This is a genomic window from Streptomyces sp. NPDC052101 (genome assembly GCF_040680235.1).
Taxonomy (GTDB): Bacteria; Actinomycetota; Actinomycetes; order Streptomycetales; family Streptomycetaceae; genus Streptomyces.
The window spans coordinates 1-22,074 of the sequence record NZ_JBFAWH010000054.1 but is presented as its reverse complement, the minus strand read 5'-3'; the positions used below and the strand labels follow the sequence as shown (position 1 = coordinate 22,074).

Annotated in this window: 8 protein-coding genes; all 8 read left to right on the top strand. The window is 72.8% G+C overall.

Features of this window, described 5'->3' with window-relative positions; translation table 11 throughout:
• Positions 1-35 precede the first annotated feature (35 nt).
• On the top strand, positions 36-11,675 hold the full coding sequence (locus AB0L75_RS41070) for an amino acid adenylation domain-containing protein (RefSeq protein WP_365191389.1): 11,640 nt from the start codon (positions 36-38) through the stop codon (positions 11,673-11,675).
• The gene (locus AB0L75_RS41065) at positions 11,668-12,528 is read left to right on the top strand and encodes an alpha/beta hydrolase (protein ID WP_365191388.1); all 861 of its coding nucleotides are present in this window, start codon (positions 11,668-11,670) and stop codon (positions 12,526-12,528) included. Before AB0L75_RS41070 ends, AB0L75_RS41065 begins: the two co-directional genes overlap by 8 nt.
• A gap of 15 nt (positions 12,529-12,543) precedes the next feature.
• Positions 12,544-13,839, top strand: coding sequence for a cytochrome P450 (locus AB0L75_RS41060; protein WP_365191387.1), 1,296 nt, complete (start codon positions 12,544-12,546; stop codon positions 13,837-13,839).
• Positions 13,840-13,842: 3 nt separating this feature from the next.
• A complete protein-coding gene (locus tag AB0L75_RS41055; protein WP_365191386.1) occupies positions 13,843-14,361 on the top strand; it encodes a DUF3291 domain-containing protein in 519 nt (172 codons plus the stop codon).
• Positions 14,362-14,473: 112 nt separating this feature from the next.
• Positions 14,474-14,989 (top strand): DinB family protein, encoded by a 516-nt coding sequence (locus tag AB0L75_RS41050; protein ID WP_365191385.1) that lies wholly within the window; start codon positions 14,474-14,476, stop codon positions 14,987-14,989.
• Between the two features lie 79 nt (positions 14,990-15,068).
• On the top strand, positions 15,069-16,247 hold the full coding sequence (locus AB0L75_RS41045) for a macrolide family glycosyltransferase (protein ID WP_365191384.1): 1,179 nt from the start codon (positions 15,069-15,071) through the stop codon (positions 16,245-16,247).
• 208 nt (positions 16,248-16,455) lie between these two features.
• The gene (locus AB0L75_RS41040; RefSeq protein ID WP_365191383.1) at positions 16,456-18,111 is read left to right on the top strand and encodes a family 1 glycosylhydrolase; all 1,656 of its coding nucleotides are present in this window, start codon (positions 16,456-16,458) and stop codon (positions 18,109-18,111) included.
• Positions 18,112-18,436: 325 nt separating this feature from the next.
• Positions 18,437-22,074, top strand: a 3,638-nt coding sequence (locus AB0L75_RS41035) for an acyltransferase domain-containing protein (RefSeq protein ID WP_365191382.1), incomplete at its 3' end; no start/stop codon positions are given.

The following is a 22,074-nucleotide window of genomic DNA, read 5'->3' as shown; positions in this document are numbered from 1 at the left end:
TGCGACAGAACGAGACGGCGAGACGGATGGCGGAGATGAACGCCCAGGCGAACGAGGACCGGCTGCGGCGGGCCATGGCCGCAGTCCTGCGACTGAAGGAACGCAACGCCGAACTGGAGGACCGGCTGCACGAGCCGGCCGCCATCGTCGGCATGGCCTGCCGGCTGCCCGGCGGCGCCGGCACCCCGGAGGAGTACTGGCGGCTGCTGGCCGAGGGCCGCGAGGGCATAGGCCCCTTCCCGGACCGCTGGGAGGGGCTCGACCTCTACGACCCCGATCCCACCGCCCTCGGGAAGAGCTACGCCGACCGTGGCGGATTCCTCGACGACCTGGAGCAGTTCGACGCCGACCTGTTCGGGATATCGCCGCGCGAGGCGGTGTCGATGGATCCGCAGCAGCGGCTGGTGCTGGAGACCTCGTGGGAGGCCCTGGAGCGCTCCGGGATCCGGCCCGACGGCCTGACCGGCAGCCGCACCGGTGTGTACCTCGGCGCGATGCGCTCCGACTACGACACCGGCAACGCCCCCCTCGACGTGCTCGACGGATACCAGGGCACCGGCATCTCCGGCAGCGTGGTCTCCGGCCGGATCGCCTACGCGCTCGGACTGCAGGGTCCGGCCCTCACCATCGACACCGCCTGCTCGTCCTCGCTGGTCGCCATCCACTCCGCGGTGAGCGCGCTGCGCTCCGGCGAGTGCGACCTGGCACTGGCCGGCGGTGTCACCGTGATGAGTTCCCCCGCCATGTTCGTCGAGTCCAGCAGGCTCGGCGCGATGGCCCCCGACGGGCGCTGCAAGAGCTTCTCGGCACACGCCGACGGCGCCATCTGGTCCGAGGGCGCCGGCATCCTCGTCCTCAAGCGGCTGTCCGACGCCCGGCGCGACGGCGACCGTATCCTGGCCGTCGTCCGGGGCTCCGCGGTCAACCAGGACGGCCGCAGCCAGGGCCTGACCGCCCCCAACGGGCCCGCCCAGCAGCGCGTCGTGCGCGACGCGCTCGCCGCCGCCCGGCTGGACCCGCAGGACATCGACGCCGTCGACGCCCACGGCACCGGCACGCCCCTCGGTGACCCCATCGAGGCCGGCGCGCTCGCCGAGGTGTTCGGACCCGGCCGCGATCCGGGCCGCCCGGTGCGGCTCGGCTCCGCCAAGTCGAACATCGGCCACACCCAGGCCGCCGCCGGAGTGGCCGGCGTGATCAAGATGGTGCTGGCGCTCCAGCACGAGACGCTGCCGAAGACCCTGCACGCCGAGGAGCCCAGCCCGCACATCGCCTGGCAGGACAGCGGACTGGCGCTGCTGCGGGAAACCGTGCCCTGGCCGCGCGGCGAACGCGTGCGCCGCGCCGGCGTCTCCTCGTTCGGCATCAGCGGCACCAACGCACACGTCATCGTCGAGGAAGCACCCACCGGCGAGACGAACGGCGACGGTGCGGCCGGTGACGGGGCGGCCGGCGAGCACACCGGCGCCATCGACGCCGCCACCTACCCGCTGCTGCTCTCCGGGCACGACCAGCAGGCCCTGCGCGGCCAGGCCGCCCGCTGGGCCGACTGGCTGGCCGAGCACGGCGACGCCGACTGGCGCGACACCGTGCGCACCGCCGCACTGCACCGGGCCCATCTGGAGGCACGCGCCTGCGTGCTGGCCGAAGGGCCGGCCGAGGCCGCCGAGGCCTTGCGCGCGCTCGCGGACGGCACCTCGCATCCGGGCGTGGTGACGAGCCTGGCCCAGGAACGCGGCAAGCCCGTCTTCGTCTTCCCCGGGCAGGGCTCCCAATGGGTGGGCATGGGCCTGGAACTCCTCGACGGCAACGAGGTGTTCCGCGCCGCCGCCGAGGAGTGCGACGCCGCCCTCGAGCCGTGGACCGGCTGGTCCGTCCTCGACGTACTGCGCGGCCAGGCCGACCCCGAGCTGACCCTGGAGCGCATCGACGTGCTCCAGCCCGCCCTGTTCACCGTGATGATCTCCCTGGTGGCGGTGTGGCGCTCGCTCGGCGTCGAGCCCGCCGCGGTCGTCGGCTCCAGCCAGGGCGAGGTGCCCGCCGCGGTCGTCGCCGGGGCGCTGTCGCTGGCGGACGGCGCCCGGCTGACCGCGCTGCGCTCCCAGGGGCAGCTGCGTGAGTGCAGCGGGCGGGGCGCCATGGCCCTGGTGGAGCTGCCCGTCGCCGAGGTGGAGGAGCTGATCGCTCCCTACGGGGACGCCCTGTCCGTGGCCGTGGTGAACACCGCCGCCTCGGCGGTGGTCTCCGGCGACGTGGACGCGGTGGAGTCCCTGCTGGCCTCGCTGGAGGGCACGGACGTCTTCTGCCGCCGTATCGCCTCGGACACGGCCGGGCACAGCGCGCACATCGACCCGATGCTGCCCTGGCTGGCCGAACAGCTGGCCGGCCTCGGCCCCACCGCCTGGACCGTGCCGTTCTACTCCACCGTCACCGGCGGCATCCTTCAGGGCACCGCGCTGGACGCGGACTACTGGTGCCGCAACGCGCGCCGCACCGTCCGCATGGACCGGGCGCTCGACGCGCTCGTCGCCGACGGCTTCGACGTCTTCGTGGAGATCTCCCCGCACCCCGTGCTCGGCATGGCGCTGACCGGGGCGACCGCGGACGTCCAGGGCGCGGTGGCCGGCAGCCTGCGCCGCGAACACGGCGGCGCCGGGCAGCTCCTGCGTTCCCTGGGCGCCCTGCACGCGCAGGGCTTCGCGGTGGACTGGGCGCACGTCCTCGGCACACTTCCCCGCTCCCGGGCCATCGGCCTGCCCACCTACGCCTTCCAGCGCCGCGCCTACTGGACCGACGTGTCCGGCCTGCGCACCCTCGACCCGGCCGAACGCGAGGCCCTCGCCCACCGGTCGGCCGGAACCGGCGCGGCGCAGGACGACGCGGGTCCCGCCGCGCTGCGCGGCTGGCTCGCCACGCTCGACGAGGAGGCCCGGGCCGGCGCCCTGACCGAGATCGTCCAGCAGGAGGCGGCCACCGTCCTCGGCGCCCCGGAGCCCGTGCCGGCCGCGAAGCGCCTGCAGGAACTCGGCCTCGACTCGATCATGGCGCTGCAGCTGCGCAACCGGCTGACCGAACTCTTCGGCGCGGCCCTGCCCACCAACCTCGCCTTCAAGCACCCGACACCCCGCGACATCGCCGCACGCCTGCTGGCCGACGGCCTCGACCTCTCCGGCGGACCCGCCGGCTCGCCCCTGGAGCGCGCCGAGCGGCGCGAGGCGCACCCGGCGACCGAGGGCCAGCGGCGGCTGTGGTTCCTGGAGCAGCTGGAGCCGGGCACCGCGCGGTACAACACCCCGCTCGTGCTGCGCATCGAGCGCCCCGTCGACCCCGGCCTGCTCGCCGGCGCCCTGCGCCGGGTGATGGACCGCCACGAGGCCCTGCGCACCGGTCTGCACCGGCGCGACGGCCACCTCGTCCAGGCCGTCGCCGCCGAGTACCCGCTGCCCTTCGTCCACGACGACCTCACCGGCGCCGCACCCGAGGCGGTCGAGGAGCGGCTGCGCCGCGAGGAGCTGGAGCCGTTCGACCTCGGCGGGCCGACCCTGCTGCGCTGCGCCCTGCTGGACACCGCCGAGGGCCAGCTGCTGTGTCTGACCCTGCACCACGCCGTCACGGACGGCTGGTCGCTGACCCTGCTCACCCGGGAACTCTTCGACGCCTACCGCGCGCTCGCCGACGGCAAGGAGCCGACGGCGCCCGAGCCGGAGTTCCACCTCGGCGACTACGCGGCCTGGGAACGGCGCGCGATCGACGAAGGGCACTTCACGCAGGCCCTGGACTTCTACCGGACCGAGCTTGCGGGCGTGGACCGGCTGGAGTTCGCGCCGGCCGCCGCCGACGACGGCGACGAGGGCGGCACCGTCGGCTTCACCGTGCCCGCGGACCTGCACGCCCGCCTGGAGGAGATCGCCGCGCAGGCGTCGGTGACGCCGTACACGCTGTACGCGAGCGCGTTCGCGGTGCTGCTCTCCCGCACGACGGGCGCCGACGACTTCGCGCTGGGCACGGTCTGGGCCAACCGCCAACTGGCCGGCACCGACGGCATGTCCGGCTTCCTCGTCAACACCCTGCCGCTGCGCTGCGACCTGACCGGCGACCCGTCGTTCACCGAGCTGCTGGCCACCACCGGGCGGCGGGTGCTGGGGCTGCTGGAGCGGCAGGACGTGCCGCTGACCGAGATCGTGCGGGTCGCCGCCGGTGCCCGCGCCGGCGAGGAGAACCCGCTCTTCAGAGCCGTCTTCAACTACCGCAGCACCGCGCTGCCCGCCCTCGGCGAGGGCGCGGACGCCTGGGTGCCCAGCGAGGACGGAGCCGTCGGCGGCGCCCCCCGCGGCGTCGCCAAGGCCGACGTCGGCCTCACCCTCGCGCCCGGCGCCCACGGCATGCGCGCGGAGCTGGAGTTCCTGCCGGGTGTGCTCGACCGGGCGTCGGCCGAGCGGCTGGTGGCGGCCCTTGTCACGCTGCTGGAGTCGGTGGCCGCGGACGCCTCGCGCCGCGTGAGCGAGCTGGAGGTGCTGGACGCCGCCGAACTCGCCTGGCTGGAGGAGCACGGCGGCAGCTCGGCCGCGTCGCAGGCTGCGCCGGCCGCGCTGGAGCGGATCGTGGCGCGGGCCCGTACGGCGCCCGAGGCGGTGGCGCTGGTCTGCGACGGCACGGAGCTGACCTACCGGGCCCTGCTGGCGCGGGCCTGGGTGATGGCCGGACACCTGCGCTCGGCCGGGGTGACCCGGGAGAGCCTGGTGGGCGTCCATCTGCCGCGCTCCGCCGACCTGGTGGTGGCGGTGCTGGCGACCTGGCTCGCCGGCGGCGCGTACGTGCCGCTGGACCCGGAGTACCCGAAGGCCCGCCTGGAGCATGTGATCGCCGACAGCGGGCTGCGGGTGGTGGTCTCCACCCGGGCCGGCGAGAGCGAGATCGCCGGTGACGGGATCGAGGTCCTGGCGGCCGACGCCCTGTCCGTCCCGGACGACGCCGCGCTGCCCGAGGACGTACCGCTGCCGGACCTGCCGGACCTCGCGTACGTCATCTACACCTCCGGGTCGACGGGGCTGCCGAAGGGCGTGCAGCTGGAGCACGCCCAGTTCGCGAACTTCTGCACGGCGATGGACGCCCGGGTCGGTGGCGGGCCGGGGGACACCTGGCTCGCGGTGACGAGCCTGTCGTTCGACATCTCCACCCTGGAACTGATCTGGACGCTGACGCGCGGCTACCGCGTGGTGGTCGCGCAGGGCGGCCCGGCCGCATGGGCGGGCTATGTGCCGTACGCGCCGACCCATCTGCAGTGCACGCCGTCGCTGGCGCGGATGCTGCTGGCCGACGCCGACGGCCGCGCGCTCGTGCAGGGCCTGCAGAAGATCCTGGTCGGCGGGGAGGCACTGGACCGGGGCCTGGCGCGCAAGCTGCTGCGGCTGTGCCCGGACGGTGTGATGAACATGTACGGGCCGACCGAGACGACCGTGTGGTCGGCGGCCTGGGACGCCGTACCCGGCGATGTCGCCCTGGGTGAACCGCTGGCCAACAACCGGCTGTACGTACTGGATCCGGCGCGCCGCAGGGTCGCGCGCGGGGTGCGGGGCGAGCTGTGGATCGGCGGGCTGCAGGTGGCCCGCGGGTATCTGAACCGGCCCGAGCTGAACGCCGAACGGTTCGTCCCGGACCCCTTCGCGGCGGGCGGGCGGATGTACCGCACGGGCGATGTGGTCCGCTACCGGGCCGACGGGTCGCTGGAGTTCTGCGGACGCGTCGACGCGCAGGTCAAGCTGCGCGGGCACCGGATCGAGCTGGGCGAGATCGAGGCGGTCGCGGCCGAGCATCCGGCGCTGACCGAGACGGCCGCCGTGGTGCGCGAGGACATCGCGGGTGATCCGCGGCTGTGCCTGTACTACACCACCCGGCAGGCCGTCGCCGAGGAGGACGTACGCGACCTGCTCGCGGAGCGGCTGCCCGGCTACATGGTGCCCTCCCGGCTGATCCGCATGGGGGAGCTGCCGCACACCCCGAACAAGAAGGTCGACCGCAACGCGCTCCGGGCGCTGCAGGCCCCCACGGCACCGGCCGCACCCGCCGGGCCCGCCACCGGGGACAGCCTGGAGGACGTCGTCACCCGGGCCTGGGCCGAGGTGCTGGACATCGCGCACATCGACCCCGACAAGGGCATCTTCGAACTGGGCGCCACCTCCATGACCGCCCTGGAGGCCCACAAGGCGATCTGCGCGGCCCTGGGCCGTCAGTTCCCGCTGTCCACCCTCTTCCGCTATCCCACGGTCCGTCAGCTGGCCGCCTATCTGCGCGACGGCTCACCGGCCACCCTCGTACGGCAGCAGGCGGCGGCCCGCCGGGAACGGGACGGCGAGGACGCGATCGCGATCGTCGGCATGGCCTGCAGACTGCCGGGCGCCCCCGACCTGGACACCTTCTGGCACAACCTGCGCGACGGCATCGAGTCCATCACCCACTTCACCGACGACGAACTGCGCGCGACGGGCGCCACCGAGGAGGAACTGGCCGACCCCGACTATGTGCGCTCCCGGGGCCTGGTGGACGACCCGGACCTCTTCGACGCCTCCTTCTTCGGCTACTCGCCCGCCGAGGCGCTGGTCATGGACCCGCAGCACCGGCTCTTCCTGGAGTGCGCCTGGCAGGCGCTGGAGCACTCCGGCATCGTCCCGCGGACCTTCGACGGCAAGGTGGCCGTCTTCGGCGGCACCGGCTTCGGCGGCTATCCGCAGCCCGAGGCGGAGGACATGTCGTCCTTCTACCGCTCGATGATCGGAGGCAAGAGCGACTACCTGGCCACCCGGGTCGCCCACAAGCTCGACCTGCGGGGCCCCGCCCTGACCGTGCAGACGGCGTGCTCCACCGGCCTGGTGGCCGCGCATCTGGCCCGCGAGAGCCTGCTGCGCCAGGAGTCCGACGTCGCGCTCGTCGGCGCCTCGTCCCTGACCATCCCGCTCAAGCAGGGCTTCGTCCACCAGGAGGGCCTGGTCGTCTCGCCGGACGGCAGGTGCCGGGCCTTCGACGAGAAGGGCGCCGGAACCGTCTTCGGCAGCGGCGTGGGCATGCTCGTGCTGCGCCGGCTGTCCGACGCGCTGGAGGCCGGGGACACCGTCTACGCCGTACTGCGCGGCAGCGCCGTGAACAACGACGGCGCCGACAAGGCCGGGTTCACCGCGCCGAGCGTGGCCGGGCAGGCGTACGTCATCGCCGAGGCCCAGGCCGTCGCGGGCGTCGACCCGTCCTCGGTCGGGTTCGTCGAGGCCCACGGCACGGCCACCGCGCTCGGCGACCCCATCGAGGTGCAGGCCCTGCAGCAGGTGTTCGGCGCGGTCGAACGCGAGGAGCCCTGCGCCATCGGCTCGGTGAAGACCAACATCGGCCACGCCGACGCCACCGCCGGCATCGCCGGACTCATCAAGGCGGCCCTGGTCGTGCACCACGGCGAACTGGTCCCCAGCCTCAACTACGAGCACCCCAACCCCGAGATGGGGATGGACCCCAACCTGTTCTACGTCAACACCGACACCAGGCCCTGGCCCGCGGAGGACGGGCCGCGCCGGGCCGGAGTGTCGTCCTTCGGGATCGGCGGCACCAACGCGCACGTGGTGCTGGAACAGGCGCCCGACCGGCAGGAGATGCCCGCGGGCGACGACACCGCCGTGCCGGTGCTGCTGTCCGCACGCGACGACACCGCGCTGCGCGAGCAGGCCGGACGCTGGGCCGACTGGCTGGAGAGGCACCCGGACACCCCGCTGCCCGACATCGCCGCCACCTCCGCCACACGCCGCACCCACTTCACCGAGCGAGCCGCCGCGACCGTGACCGGCGTACCCGAACTCCGCGCGGCACTCACCGCCCTGGCGCAGGGCCGCTCGCACCCGGACCTGACCCGTGCCACGGCCCGTGCCACCGGCCGGCCGGTTTTCGTCTTCCCCGGACAGGGCGCCCAGTGGGACGGGATGGCGCGGGAACTGCTCGCGCAGTCCGCGGCGTTCGCCGAGGCCGTCGGCGAGTGCGACGCGGCACTCGCGGCATGGACCGGCTGGTCGGTGACGGACGTGCTGCTCGGACAGGGCGCGCCGGAGCTGACCTGGGAACGGCTGGACGTGGTGCAGCCGGTGATGTTCACCATGTACGTGGCCCTCGCGGCCGCCTGGCGGGAACTGGGAGTGGAACCGGCCGCGGTGGTCGGGCACTCACAGGGCGAGATCGCGGCCGCGGTCGTCGCCGGCGCGCTCACGGTGGCCGAGGGCGCGCGGATCGTGGCGGTACGCAGCCGGGCCCTGCAGGGCGTGGCGGGCGTGGGCGCGATGGCGGTGGTGGAACTGCCGCTGGAGCAGGTCGTCGAGCGGATCGCCGGCTACGGCGGGAAGATCTCGGTCGCGGCCGTCAACACGCCTTCGTCGGTGGCGGTGTCGGGAGAGGCCGACGCCGTCGAGGAGCTGCTGTTCGAGCTGGACGACGACGACGTCGTGTGCGGCAAGCTGGAGGCGCCGGTCGCCTCGCACAGCCACCACATGGACGGCCTGCTGCCCCACCTGGAGGCGGAACTCGCCGGGATCCAGCCGCGCGCCGGGACCGTGCCGTTCTACTCCACCGTCACTGGCGGCCTGCTGGACGGCACCGCGCTGGACGCCGCGTACTGGTCGCGGAACCTGCGCGAGCCGGTCCGGCTCGACCTGGCGCAGCGGGCGCTGCTGGAGGCCGGGCTGGATGTGTTCGTCGAGGTCAGCCCGCATCCGGTGCTGGCGATGCCGCTGACCGAGGGCAGTGCGCGGGCCGTGGTGGCCGGCACCCTGCGCCGCGGCCGCGGCGGACGCGCCGAACTGCTGTGCAGTCTGGGCGAGTTGTACACGCACGGGTACACGGTGGACTGGCAGCGGGTGCTGTCCCCGGCGCGGGTCGCGCAGCTGCCCGGCTACGCCTTCCAGCGGCAGAGCTACTGGCTTCAGGAGCAGGCACCCCGCACGGCGGCCGCGGCGGCCGGCGAGGCGTTCTGGGAGGCGGTCGGGGACGGCGAGGCCGCGACCGTCGCCGAACTGCTGGACGCCCCCGAACAGCTGCGGCAGAGCATCGAGGAGCTGCTGCCCGTGCTGAACGCCTGGCGGCGCCGCCAGGAGAGCGACACGAAGATCGCGGGCTGGCTGTACGAGGACACCTGGGAACCCCTCGCGCTCACCGGGGACGGCACCCTCACCGGCACCGTGGCCCTGGTCACCGGGGACGGGGAGGAGGCCGTCGCCGCCTCGGTGGAGGACGCCCTGCGCACCGCCGGTGCCCGCGTGCACCGCGTCCCGGGCACCGCGGACCGAGCGGCCGCCGGCCGGGCGCTGGCCGCGCTGCCCGAGCCGCCGGACGCCGTCCTGACCCTGGCCTCGCTGGACGCGGCACCCGGGCCGGGCGGCACCACCCACGGGTTCCTCGCCGTCCTCGCCCTGCTCCAGGCCCTCGGTGACCGCCAACTCGCCGTACCCCTCTGGGCGCTGACCCGGGGCGCGGTCGCCGTCGACGGCACCGACGCCGCTCCCGACCCCGCCGCCGCCCTGGTCAGCGGCTTCGGCCGGGTGGCGGCACTGGAGGACCCCCTGCGCTGGGGCGGCACCGTCGACATCCCGGAGCAGCCGCACGACGGCTGGGCCCGCCAGCTCGTGGCCCACCTCGCCGGCGGCGACCACGAGGACCAGGCCGCGCTGCGGGCCCACGGCAGATACGTACGCCGTCTGCGGCGCGTCGCACCGCCCGCCGCCCGCGACACCTGGACGACCCGGGGCACCGCGCTGATCACCGGCGGCCGGGGAGCACTCGGACTGCACCTCGCCCGCAGGCTCGCCGAGCACGGCGCCCAGCACATCGTGCTGGCCTCCCGGCAGGCCGCGGCGACCGACGGCACCGAACGGCTCGCTGCCGAACTCGCCGACCAGGGCGTCCGGCTGACCCTGGAGCAGTGCGACGTCACCGACCGCGGGCAGGTCGCGGAACTCGTCGCGCGCAGCAGCGCCGACGACACCTGCCCGCTGACCGTCGTGGCCCACCTGGCCGGTGTCTCCCGCATGGCCCCCATCGGGGAGCTGACCGCACCGGCGGCCGCCGACGAGGTCGCGGCGAAGGTCCTCGGCGCCCGGCACCTGCACGAGGCGCTGACCGGACACCGGCTGGACGCCTTCCTGCTGTACGGCAGCGGCGCCAGCCTGTGGGGCGGCGCGGGCCAGAGCGCCTACGGCGCCGCCAACACCGCACTCGACGCCCTCGCCCGGCACCGCCACGCCCTCGGACTGCCCGCCACCGTGCTGCACTGGGGCGGCTGGGCCGGAGGCGGCATGGTCTCCGCGGAGGCGGAGAAGGCGGCCCGCTCCCGGGGGCTGCGCTCCATGCCGCCCGCGCGGGCCCTGGACGCGCTGGACCTCGCACTGCGCGCGGGCAGCGTCGCGCTCGGCGTGGCCGACATCGACTGGGCCAGGTTCGCCCCCGCCTACCGGGCCGCGCGCCCGCGCCCGCTCCTCGACACCATCGAGGAGGCCCGGCCGGAGCAGGAGCCCGAGGGCCTGGCCGAGGCGTCGGCCGGCCGCGAACTGCGCACCCGGCTCGCCCCGCAGAGCGCCGAGGACCGGCTGCGCACGGTCACCGATCTGGTGAAGGACGAGGCCGCCCCCGTACTGGGGCGCGCCGCGGACACCCTGCCCGGCGAACAGCCGCTGCAGGAGCTGGGCCTGGACTCCCTGATGGCCGTGACCCTGCGCAACCAGCTGATCCGCCGCACCGGCCTGCCGCTGACCACGGAGATGATCCTGCGGCAGGCGAGCTGCGCGGGGATCGCCGCCCGCGTACTGGAGGAACTCCTGCCCGACGGCGGGCCGTCCGCCACCGCGGCCGAGCCCGGCACCGGGCCGTGGCTGCGGGTGCTCAAGCCCGCCGAGCGGCCCCGGGCCCGGGTGTTCTGCGTCGCGGGCATGGGCGGCACCACCGGCGGATACGTACCGCTCGTACGGCACCTGCCGGACGACGTCGAACTCGTCGGCGTCCAGCTGCCGGGCCGTGAGGCACGCGCCGGCGAACCCGCCATGACCGACATGATGGCCGTGGCCGACCAGGTCGTCGCCGCTGTGGCGGACCGGCTCGACGCCCCGGCCGTGCTCTACGGGCACAGCCAGGGATCCTGGCTGTGCTGGGAGGTCGCCCACCGGCTCGCCCACCGGCCGGGGGTGCCGCCGCTGGCACTCGTCGCGGCCTGCGCGCTGCCGCCGCTGGCCGAGCCGACCGACGGGCTGCGCCGGCTCGCCGAGGTCACCGCGGACGGTGACTTCGACCAGGTCGCACTCGACGAACTCGCCCAGATCTTCCGGGGCCTGCTGCCCGACCAGATCCTCGACAGCGACGAGCTGCTCGCCGAGTACGTCGGCCGGCTGCGCGCCGACACCGTCCTCGCCGAAAGCCACCGCACGGTGCTGCGCGGTGTCACCCGCGCCCCGCTCGGGGTGCCCGTCCTCGCGGTCGAGGGCAGCGAGGACCCGGTGCTGCACCCGGGCGCGATGGAGGTGTGGCGGGAGCTGACCGCCGGCCCCTTCACCCGGACGAGCATCGAGGGAACCCACGCCGCCCCGATCGTCAACGCTTCCGCGATGGCGGCCCAGCTCATGAACGTGATCACCCACCTTGTGACAGCGGAGGAACCGCATGCCTGAGACAGTGCGCCCCGACGGAGCGCGGATCCACTACGAGGTGCACGGACGCGGCTTCCCCGTCCTGCTCCTCGCCGACGGCGCGGCCGGCGGCGAGATCGCCTCCTGGTCGCGGAACTTCTACGACCCGGTCGCCGAACTCGCCGGCGCGTTCCAGGTGATCGCGGTGGATCAGCGGCACACCGGCCGCAGCACCGCGGCTCCCTACGAGCCGTTCTCGTACCCGCAGGCCGCCGCCGACCTCCAGGCGGTCCTGGACGACCTCGGCGTCGAGCAGGTCCACGTGGTCGCCGCGGGCACCGGCACCGCCCTGGCCTGGCGGCTCGCGCACGACGCCCCGCAGCGGGTGCGTTCCGTGGTCTGCGAGCGGCCCGTCGGCCTCGCCGAGGGCAACACCCTCGGCGACTTCCTCGGCACCTACGACGAGCCGATGCGCCACGCCCGCGCCGAGGGCCTCGCCGGGGTGATCGCGGCCGCCGCCGAGGACAGCGGCTTCACCCGCAACCCGGCCGCCGGACCGTACGCCGGGCGCCTGCACGACGACCCGGAGTTCCGGGAGGAGATCCTGGCGCTGCGCCGCGAGCGCTACATCGTCTCGCTCGTCCGCTTCCGCGACGGGATCTGGCCCGAGGGCTCGCCGTACTTCTCCGTGCCCGAGGAGTGGATGGCGGGCTTCGACCGCCCGCTGCTGGTCCTTCCCGGCGCCGACACGCTGCACCCGGAGGCGCTGGCCAAGCGGATCGCCGACGAGGCACCCGGCGCACGGATCCTCGACGCGGGCTACGACACCGGGGACCGCCGGGAGCAGACCGTCCAGGCGATCGTCGCCTTCCTGAACGACCACACGCCCCGCTGACGAAGGACCGAGGACATGCTCACCCTGGACACCCTCGACATCACCGACGAGTCCGCCTACGCCGCCGCCGGCGGCTACCCCTACCGCGAGTTCGACCTGCTGCGCCGCGAGGCCCCGGTGTTCTGGTACCGGCGCCCCGGCTTCGAGCCGTTCTGGGTGCTCACCCGGCACGAGGACATCGCCTGGGTCTCGCGCAACCCGAAGATCTTCTCCAGCGCCCAGCGGGTCACCCTGGACACCCCCGAGGCCGTCGACATGTTCGAGATCCAGCTCGAGCAGCGGGCCCAGATGTTCGGGCACCGCCCCGATCTGCCGCCGGCCCTGTCCTACATGGACTCGCCGGGCCACCGCCATCTGCGCCAGGTGATGGCCCCCTGCTTCACCCCGAAGGCGATAGCGGAGCTGGAGGACCGCTTCCACGAGCTGGCGGCGGGATACGCCGCCGAGTTCGTCGCCCGCCTCGACGAGCACGGCACGGCGGACGTGGCCCGCCATCTGTCGGCACGGCTGCCGGTCGCCGCCATCTGCGAGCTGGTCGGAGCCCCGCTGAAGGACTGGGACGACATCTTCGAGTGGACGGAGGGCACCACCGGCGCCGCCGACCCGGAGAACCAGCGGGAGGGCGAGGACGCCGAGGCGACCTTCGCCCGCAACATGACCGCCCTCAACGGCTATGTGGCGGGCTTGGTCCAGGAGCGCATGGCCCAGATCGACGGCACCGGCACCGATGTGCTCAGCCGGCTGGCCAGGGCCCGCATCGACGGTGAGCCGCTGGCCTTCCACGAGATCCTCTACACCATCTTCAACCTGCTCGTCGCGGGCATAGGCACCACCCGCAACGCGACGACGGGAGGCATCCAGGCCCTGCTGGACCACCCCGAGCAGCTGCGCAAGCTGAACGAGGACCCCTCGCTCGTGGACAGCGCCGTCGAGGAGATCCTGCGCTGGACCTCGATCGCGGTGAATTTCGTCCGCACCGCCCGGCAGGACACGGAGATCGGCGGACAGCGCATCCGCAAGGGCGAGACGGTCGCCATGTGGTACCCGGCGGGCAACCATGACGCGTCCGTCTTCGACGACCCGTACCGCTTCGACATCACCCGTGACGCACGCGCCCACGTCGCCTTCGGCGGACACGGCGAGCACGTCTGCCTCGGCTCCCACCTGGCCCGCCTCGAACTGCGGGCCGTCCTGCGGGCGATCGCCCCCCTGCTGGCGGAACTGGAGCCGGTGCGCAAGCCAGAGTTCGGGGTGCTGCACCTCCAGGCGGCCGAGATCAAGCGGCTCGTCGTACGACGCAAGGAGCAGTGAGAAATGCCGGAGAACAACAGGCCGATACCCGCCACCCTGCAGGAGTTCGCCGAGGGAGACGAATCCGACCTGAATGTGGTGGCGCCCTGGACCGGTCCCGCCGTCGACCCCGAAACCAGACTTCTGAAAGAGCCGATCCGGGGCCGTCACATTGTGGCGACATCGGTCGGCTGGCCGAAGCCCGGACATGAGCCGGTGGCCATCCAGCTGAATGAGGCGATCCTTCGGGAGCTTTATACGCGCCCCGGTCTCCTGGCCGTCTCCCTCGCCATTTCGGAGAACAACTTCAACAGCACCCGAAGCCTCAGTATCTGGCAGGACGAGAAAGCACTCGCCGGTTTCATGAAGTCGGAAGCGCACGTTGCGGCGGCACGCCGGGTGCGTGAGCTGATGTTCGACTGGGAAGGCGCGCACTGGGCGGTCGAGGAAACCACGGAACTGCCTACCTGGGAGGAAGCGCGAGCCCGTCTTACGGCCGTACGGACGCCGGGTACCAGTGAATTCGCCTCACCCGGTACGTGAAAAAGCAGAGAGCCGCCTGAGGATCGCCTGAGAACCGCTCGACGATCGCTCGAGAACCACTTGAGAAGACCTTGCCACGATCATGGAAAAAGAACCGAGAGGAACCCGGTAGATGACCGCGCCCGTACAGGCCCCGCCGCAGGAGTCGCTCACCACGCACTTCCTGCACCACTTCGACCTCGCCTTCGAGATGGTCCTCCAGCTCGCCGAGGACTTCGACGACGCCAGTGCGCGCCTCGCGCCGGCCCCGCACAAGCCGCTCGTGTGGTTCCTGGGTCATCTGACCTGCGCCACCGACTACTTCTCCACCCTGCACCAGGGCACCGAGTCCCTGGTGACCGAGGAGTTCTCGCGCCGCTACGCGGGCAACGACAACTTCGACTGGTCCGTCGGTCCGTCCCTTGAGGAGATGATCGACCTCTACAAGGCGGTCCACGCCCGCATGCGCGAGTTCGTGGCCGGGCTGACCCCCGCCGACCTCGACCGCCAGTCCCCGCTCGAACCCTTCGGGGACGACCGGCTCAAGAATCTCGGCAAGGCGCTGTCGATCATTCAGATGCACGATGCCTACCATTGCGGCCAAATCGGCTGCCTGCGGGTGGCCCTGGGCAAGCACGTTCCTTTCTAGACGGCTCCCCGCCGGGCACTGCTACGGTGTGGTCCAGACTTGGTCCCGCAGCGTTCGGTGCCCGAAAGGGGAAGCTTTCATGTCTCACATCGCCTTCTTCAATTTCCCGGCCATCGGCCATGTGAATCCCACGCTCGGCGTGGTCGAGGAACTGGTGAAGCGGGGACACCGGGTGACGTGCACCGTCACCGAGCACTTTGTCCCCGCGGTCGAGGGAGTCGGTGCCGAGGCCGTGGTCTACGAGTCGGTGTTCGGCGAGTTCTACCGCAGCCCGTACACGGCCGAGGCGAATGCCGGAGAAGGACTGCGGTGTCTGAACGAGGCGACGACGCTCGTCGAGCAGGTGGGCCCATTCTACGAGAAGAACAAGCCCGATCTGATCGTGCATGACTTCATGGCCTGGGGAGCCCGCTTCTTCGCGTCGAAGAACGACATCCCGGTGGTCCGGCTCTTCCCGTCGTACGCGTGGAACGAGCATTTCAACATTCAGGAGCGGTTCCCGATCGCGGAGATGTCCGACCCCCAGGTCATGGACATGGTCGGACAGCTCGCCGCGCTGCTGCCCGAGTACGGGCTGCCGGCCGACCCGATGGCGTTCTTCCAGGGCATCGAGAAGCGCGGCATCGTCTTCATGCCGCGCGAGTTCCACTACGACGGCGAGACCTTCGACGAGCGGTTCGTGTTCGCCGGACCCTGCCTCGGCGACCGCTCCTTCCAGGGCGCCTGGGAGCCGTCCTTTGCCGACCGCCCCGTCCTGCTCATCTCGCTGGGCACGGCCGCCACCGGCTGGCCCGAGTTCTTCGGCACCGCCGTCGAGGCGCTGCGGGACTCGCAGTACGAGGTGGTCATGGCCGTCGGCGACCACCTCGACCCCGCCGAACTCGGCGACCTGCCCGCCCACTTCGACGTACGCAGGCACGTACCGCAGCTGGAGGTGCTGCGCAGGGCCGGCCTGTTCGTCACCCATGGCGGGATGAACTCGACCATGGAGGCGCTCTACCACGGTGTGCCCATGGTGGTCATCCCGCAGATGAACGAGCAGAGGGCCAACGGCCTGCGCGTGGCCGAGCTGGGCCTCGGCCGCCACCTGGCCAAGGAGGACACCACCGCGCAGAGCCTGCGCCAGGCGATCGACGAGGTCGCCGGCGACCAGGGCGTGCGCGAGCGGGTGGACGGTCTGAGCCGCGGCATGCGCGCCACCGACGGACCCGCCGTCGCGGCCGATGCCGTCGAGTCCTTCCTGACCGAGGCGCGCTGACCACGACATGACACGAGGGCCTGCCACCCGGTGACACCGGGCGGCAGGCCCTCGCCGTATGTGCCCGCGCCCCGGATTCCCGGTGGCTGTACGGCCGTTCGAGCGCCCGTCGAGCGGAAGCGCCCAGGGTGTGGCCTGCGGGGGACTGCGCTCATGCTTCGTGCGGTGCACCCCTGGTCCAGTCCGTCTATCCCCACTGGAAGGCACCGTGAAGCGACTGTTGAAGATCGCGGGCGCTGTCCTGGCCCTGGGTCTGCTGATACCGACCGCCGGCGCAGCCGTCGGCGAGGAGACCGGCAGCGACACCCAGGCCCTGCGCACCGAGTCCTTTCCCCGGATCGGTTCGCTGAGCGACCCCTCCGGCAAAGGCAGTTTCCGGTTCGGCGTGGCCAGCTCCGCCACCCAGATCGAGGACCAGAACACCAACACCGACTGGTACAAGTGGACACAGCCCGCACCCGACGGCATGGGCAAGAGCCCGTTCGTCGGTGAGGGTGTGCAGGGCTACTCCAAGGCCATGCAGGACATCGGCCTGCTGCAGAACCTGCATGTCGACTCCTACCGGTTCAACATCGAGTGGGCCCGCGTCGAGCCGCGCCGCGGTTACTTCGACGAGAAGGCCCTCGACCACTACAGCGACGAGATCGACGCACTCCTCGCCCGCGGCATCCGCCCGGTCCTCGTCCTGCACCACTTCGCCAACCCGGTGTGGGTGGACAACCCCGAGGACCCCACCTGCAAGAACGGTCCCTCCGACACCAACCTGTGCGGCCTCGACAACCCGGTCGGCGGCCCCCTGGTCGTCCAGGAGATGGCGAAGTACGCGGACGTGATCGCCGAGCGGTTCGGCGACCGGGTCCACGAGTGGGCCACGCTCAACGAGCCCATGGTCTACATGCTGTTCTCGCACGCCTTCGGAGCCGGCCCGCCCGGCAAGGCCGACCTGCCCACCAACTTCTCCACCAAGTTCGTGCCCGCGATCCGCAACTACATCAACGCCCACGTGGCCATGTACCGCGCGATCAAGAAGCACGACCCGCACGCCTCCGTGGGCCTCACCCTGAGCGTCAAGCAGTACGTCCCGGTACGCGACGGCAAGATCAGCAACGACCCGCGGGACATCGCCGCCGTCAACCGCTTCCGCCGCTTCTTCGAGCTGAACTTCATCGACTCCCTGTGGAAGGGCAGCTTCGACTCCGACTTCGACGGCGTCCCCGACGAGTCCCACCCCGAGTGGAAGAACTCCGTGGACTGGCTCGGCATCCAGCTCTACGACCGCACCGGCGTCTCCGACCCCGGCACCACCCCCGGCCCCACCACCCTGCCGGTGATCAACGTCGACGTGTGCGGAACCGCGCCGTGCATGCCGCAGCTGGACAAGTCCTACTTCGTCCCGGCCATGGGCTACGAGTCCGACCCCGACGGGCTCTACCCGGTGCTCAAGGACTTCGGCGCCCGCTTCCGCGGCCTTCCGCTCGTCGTCAGCGAGTCCGGTATCGCCACCGACTCCGGCAAGCGCCGCGCCGAGTTCATCGTGCGGGCCCTGCAGCAGATCTTCCGCGCCCGTGCCGACGGCGTGGACGTGCGCGGCTACTACCACTGGAGCCTGATGGACAACTTCGAGTGGCTCCAGGGCTACAAGGCCCACTTCGGCCTGTACAAGGTCGACCGCTCCACCATGGAGCGCATCCCCACCGAGGCCGTCAGCGTCTACTCCGAGATCGCCAAGTCCCGCCGGCTCACCCCGGAGATCCGCAGGCAGTACGGCGAGATCGGCCCGCTCAGCCCCGAGCCCGGCGGCGACGGCACGTCGTCCACCGCCACGCCCTCGGCGACCGCGGCGGTCGTCGGCCGCAAGGACTGAGCCACAGGGACTGAGTCGCAATGACTGAGTAGTGACGACTGAGTCGCAAGGACTGAGTCGCAAGGACTGAGTCGTGACGGCTGAGTCGTAAGGACCGAGCCACACCCGCCCGCCTGCCCCCGGCCCCGACGCCAGGGGCGGGCGGGCCGGCTTCGGCAGAAGGGAGACGGAAACAGCCGACGGGCTCCGGCACACGTGGCCGGATGAAGCGCGGCTCCACCCCGTCTCCAGGGCGGCGTCCGAGGGTGGGACGGGCGCCGTGCACGGGACGCGCCCGGGCCGCGGGCGCCGGTCGTCGGCTTCAACGAGCTTCGAGGATGAGCAGATGAGCTATGCCCAGGTGAACAGCGGCGAGAGCCAGGCCCCGACCACCGCCGACGACGTGGTGGCCTTCCTGCGGGCGACGGTCGCCGAACTGCTGGACGTCACACCGGAGTCGGTCGACCCCGGCCGGCCGCTGCGCGACCTCGGACTGGACTCCGTCCGGATCATGTCGGTCGTGGCCGCCCTGTCCCAGCACCTCGCCCGGCCCGTTCCCGGCTGGGTGGTGTGGCAGCACCCCACGATCACCGGCATCGCCGCCCACCTCACCGGCATCGCCGCCGCCCCCGACACCCCGGCCGTCCGCAGCCGCGCCGCGGACGGCGAGCCGATCGCCGTCGTCGGCCTCGGCTGCCGGCTGCCCGGCGGCGTCGACACCCCCGAACAGCTGTGGCAGGCCCTGGTGGAGGGCCTCGACGCGATCCGCGAAGTACCCGCCGACCGGTGGAACGCCCAGGAGTGGCTCGACCCCGACCCGCGCGCCCCCGGAAAGATGACCACCCGCTGGGGCGGCTTCCTCGACGACGTCTCCCGCTTCGACGCCGAGCTGTTCCGCATCTCGCCCGCCGAGGCCCGGCACATGGACCCCCAGCAGCGCATGGCGCTCGAGGTCGCCTGGGCCGCGCTGGAGGACGCCCGGATCGTCCCCGGCGCCCTCACCGGCAGCCGCACCGGCGTGTTCCTCGGCACCATGGCACAGGAATACCACCTGGCCACCGGCGCCGACCCCGAGACCATCGGCACCCACTCCGCCGTCGGCTGGGACAACTCCATCATCCCCGCCCGCATCGCCTACACGCTCGGTCTGCAGGGCCCGGTGATGGCCGTCGCCACCGCCTGCAGCTCCTCGCTGACCGCCACCCACCTCGCCGTACAGAGCCTGAGGCGCGGCGAGAGCGACCTCGCCCTCGCGGGCGGCGTCAACGTCATGCTCCACCCCCACACCACCGTCGCCATGACCAAGTTCGGCGGCATGAACCCCGACGGCCAGTGCCGCGCCTTCGACGCCCGGGCGGGCGGCTACGTCCGCGGCGAGGGATGCGGCGTCATCGTCCTGCGCCGCCTGTCCGACGCCCTCGCCGCCGGCGACCGCGTCTACGCCGTGATCCGCGGCACCGCCGTCAACAACGACGGCGCCTCCAACGGCCTGACCGCCCCCAATCCGGGCGCGCAGGTCGACGTCCTGCGCGCCGCCTGGCAGGACGCGGGCATCGACCCCAAGGACGTCTCCTACGTCGAGGCCCACGGCACCGGCACCTTCCTCGGCGACCCCATCGAGGCCGAAGCGCTCGGCACCGTCTTCGCCGAAGGACGCACCGAGCCGCTGCGCCTCGGCTCGGCCAAGACCAACTTCGGACACCTGGAGCCCGCCGCGGGCGTCGTCGGCCTGCTGAAGACCGCCCTCGCCCTCCACCACGGCGAACTGCCCGCGAGCCTCCACTTCGACGAGCCGAACCCGCACATCGACTTCGAGCGCGGCAGACTCCGCGTCGTCACCGGACAGCAGCCCTGGCCCGCCACCCGCCGCCGCTACGCCGGCGTCAGCGGCTTCGGCTTCGGCGGCACCAACGCCCACATCGCCCTGGAGGAGGCCCCCCACCGCAGGCGGCGCCTCGTCCCGGTCACCGCCGCCGGCGAGCAGGCCCTGCACGACGCCGTCACCGCACTCGCCGCCCACGGCGCGGGCGAACTCCCGCCCGCACCCGAGCAGTCCGCCGCCCACCGCGCCGTCGCCGCCGTCACCGGCTCCGCCACCGCCGGCCTCGTCGCGGGCCCGGTACGGACCGGGGAACGCCCCCCGCTCGCCTTCTTCTTCTCCGGCCACGGCTCCCAGTGGCTCGGCATGGGCCGCGACCTGCTCGCCGAACCCGCCTTCCGCACCGCCCTCGACGCCTGCGACCGCGCCGTACGACGGTTCACCGGCTGGTCGGTGACCGAGGAACTGCTCGCCGACGAGACCCGTTCCCGGCTGCACCGCACCGACGTGGTCCAGCCCGTCCTCTTCTCCCTTCAGATCGCCCTGGCCCGCACGCTGACCGCCTGGGGCCTGGAGCCCGACACCGTCTTCGGCCAGAGCGTCGGAGAGGTCGCCGCGGCCGTCGTCGCGGGCGCCCTCACCCTCGACGAGGGTGCTCGGGTCATCACCACCTGGTCCGCGCTCATCGCCGAACGCGCCTCGGGCCACGGCACCCTCGTCGTCTGCGACCTCACCCGCGAGGAGGCCACCGACCTCATCCGGGACACGGCCCCAGACCTCTCCCTGGCCGGGCACCTCGCCCCCGGCCAGGTCTGCCTGTCCGGACCCACCGAAGCCGTCGCCGCCGTGGAGCGGGAACTCGCTGCCGCCGACGTGCGCACCCTGCGCGTCCACATCGACTACGCGTCCCACAGCGCCACGCTCCAGGACCTGGCCCCCGAACTCGTACGCCGCCTCGGCACCGTCGACACCCGGACCACGTCCGTCCCTCTGTGGTCGACGGTGCTCGCCGACCAGGTAGACGGCCACGCCCTGGACGCGGGCTACTGGGCACGCAACATGTGCGAGCCGATGCTGCTGGCCGAGTCCGTCACCCGGCTCGCACACACCGGTGCGGCCGCCACCCGCGGACTGCGCATCGTCGAGATCGCCCCCCACCCCGTGGCCCGGCACTCCTTCGAGCGTACCTTCGCCGCGCTGGGCGACGCCCGCTCCGCCGCCCTGGCGGCCTGCCGGCGCGACCTGCCCGCCCGTACCGCCCTGGAGGACGTGGCCGCCCGCCTGTGGTGCGAGGGCCACGACCTCGACTGGTCCGCCGTACACGGCCGTCCCGACCGCACCGCCCCCAAGGCGCCCGTCACCCTCACCGTGTCCGGCAAGACCGAGGAGGCCCGCGCCCGCAACGCGGCCCAGCTCGCCGACCGCGTCCGCGACGCGTCCCCGGGCGACCTCCTGGACATCGCCGCGACCGCCGCCCGGCACCGGACGCATTTCGAGTTCCGGGCGGGTGTGGCGGCGGTTTCGGCGGCGGAGGCGGTCGAGGCGTTGGAGGCTCTGGCTGAGGGCCGGGCGCATCCGGATGTGGTGGAGGGTGCTTCGGCCGGTGGTGATCTGGCGGTGTTGTTCACCGGTCAGGGCAGTCAGCGCATCGGGATGGGCCGGGGGCTGTATGCGGCCTTCCCGGTGTTCCGGCAGGCCTTCGACGAGGTGTGCGCGGCCCTGGATCCGTATCTGCGGGTGCCGTTGGCGGCGGTGGTGTTCGCCGCTGAGGGCAGTGTGGATGCGGTGTTGGTGCATGAGACGGAGTTCACGCAGCCGGCGTTGTTCGCGGTCGAGGTGGCGTTGTTCCGGTTGTGGCGGGCGTGGGGTATCGCGCCGGTGGCGGTGGCCGGGCATTCGGTGGGTGAGCTTGCGGCTGCGCATGTGGCCGGGGTGCTGGATCTGGCGGATGCGGCGCGGTTGGTGGCGGCGCGGGGCCGGTTGATGCAGGCATGTGAGGCGGGTGGGGCGATGGCGTCGGTGGAGGCGTCGGAGCCGGAGGTTTTGGAGGTTGTGGCCGGTGTGGTGGGCCGGGTGTCGGTGGCGGGGTTGAACGGTCCGTCGCAGACGGTGGTCAGTGGGGATGCGGCCGCGGTGGAAGCGGTGGTGGGGCATTTCGCGGGGCT